This is a genomic window from Zooshikella ganghwensis DSM 15267 (assembly GCF_000428585.1).
GTDB classification, from domain to species: Bacteria; Pseudomonadota; Gammaproteobacteria; order Pseudomonadales; family Zooshikellaceae; genus Zooshikella; species Zooshikella ganghwensis.
In genome coordinates, this window is the sequence record NZ_AUAF01000358.1 from 1 (window position 1) to 1565 (window position 1565).

The following is a 1565-nucleotide window of genomic DNA, read 5'->3' on the forward strand; positions in this document are numbered from 1 at the left end:
CACACAGTTTGTGTGTATTATTTAATAGGAACCAAGGCAATGCTCCTCTTCAGTTAGCTAAATTAATAGGCTAAAAAGTCGAGCATCGCGTTAACATCAGCTAATTTAGAGGGAGCCAACTTAGAACAGGCAAACTTTTGTGGTGCGACCTGGATAGATGGGGATTTATGCCATGAAGGCTCAATTGGCTTTTGCTTAAAGGAAGGTCCAAACCCTGGCGTTTGTAATTAAACAGTCTTTTATTACAAACCAGAAAACTATTTGTTTAATAGTTATAAAATAAGTTTAAATGCACTGCTATTGATGTTTAACAGGCTTGTATAGATAAATATTTATAGTGTATTTGTCTTGATCCTAATGACGCAATCACGCAGTTTTTAGGTAAGCTTCTGTTGAAGCTTACCTTTTTGTATTTTTATACCTATCAGCAATAAACAGCTATAACGTTATATCTATCAGGATCAAAACGAAACGTCACATACTACTCTGGAGCCCTATCAGGGCGTAAACCTTGTTTATAATTGCATATACCCTTCACGAATAATTTCTAGATTTTGTTATCTTCACTCCTCACCCCAATCACCTATTAATATAGGCTCATGGGGCTTCGTCACTCGATGGCCGCACCTAAAAACCATTCTTATTGGGTGTATATACCGTACTCCTCCGAGCAGGACTGCCTTGTTCTAACAAAAAATCACTATTTTTTCGAGACACCCTTAACTTATTAAAAAAATTGTAGTATTAGCCTCAAACAACGGTCATCTTTCCTGAATTAGCTATACTTCTATTAATGCTTGTTCTTTTAAAGGGGTAAGAGATGGCTTTATTTGACGTTGAGCTTACAGATGAAAGCAAAGAGTATAAAGCCATTGATGAATTCCTGCACGAGGCTTTTTACGATGTAGAAATAATTGATGAGTCTGGTCAGTGGAGTGTTTATACAGAAACATCCTTTCAAGAAGCTGCAGATTTGATCCGTAAAAAATTTCCTCACCTAACAGAAGATCAACTTTTGATAAAAAATTTAGAATAGCTTTTCTGTGTGAAAAACTATGCGCATAGATAAGCATGATAGTTTTACGCGTTTTCAAATTCTGCTAGTCCACTTTTTTAATACTTAATCACCACTCTACACTTGTGGTATAAATTCAAGATGGTGACCCATGACAGACAAAGGTAGGATAACCCTCGTCGAACTGTTTGCCGCAAGGATGCGGCAACCAAGCCTCCAGGGATGGATTGACGGCCTGTTCGATGAGGGTTATCCCGACTTTGGGCAAAGGTGCTGCTAATAATGACTTTTCAAAAGTGAAGTTATATACGATAGCCTAGAGGTTAACAGGGTACAATAACTAATACTCTTATAAATCCATCAACATACATAACCTTTAGTGACCAATACCGATATACCTTAACGAAGACTTTTCAAGGCCATTAGAATTTTCACCTCTAACACGGCTCATAAAGAAGTCATAACGCTCCCGCAGAGCGGGAGGCTTGACAGCTATGAGCAGCCCCAAGGGCTGCCAATGTTAAAGTTCAGTGTTTAAAATTAGCTTCCG

At 38.1% G+C, this 1565-nt stretch carries 2 protein-coding genes; both read left to right on the forward strand.

Features of this window, described 5'->3' with window-relative positions; genetic code table 11:
• Positions 1-84 precede the first annotated feature (84 nt).
• Positions 85-231 (forward strand): pentapeptide repeat-containing protein, encoded by a 147-nt coding sequence (locus tag F607_RS36290; protein ID WP_084611435.1) that lies wholly within the window; start codon positions 85-87, stop codon positions 229-231.
• A gap of 589 nt (positions 232-820) precedes the next feature.
• Complete coding sequence (locus tag F607_RS0126925; RefSeq protein ID WP_027710456.1) at positions 821-1036, forward strand: hypothetical protein; 216 nt, start codon at positions 821-823, stop codon at positions 1034-1036.
• The last annotated feature ends 529 nt before the right edge of the window (positions 1037-1565 follow it).

Coding starts and splice junctions, on each gene's coding strand:
- F607_RS0126925 (WP_027710456.1), top strand. CDS start 821: ATGGCTTTATTTGACGTTGAGCTTACAGATGAAAGCAAAGAGTATAAA.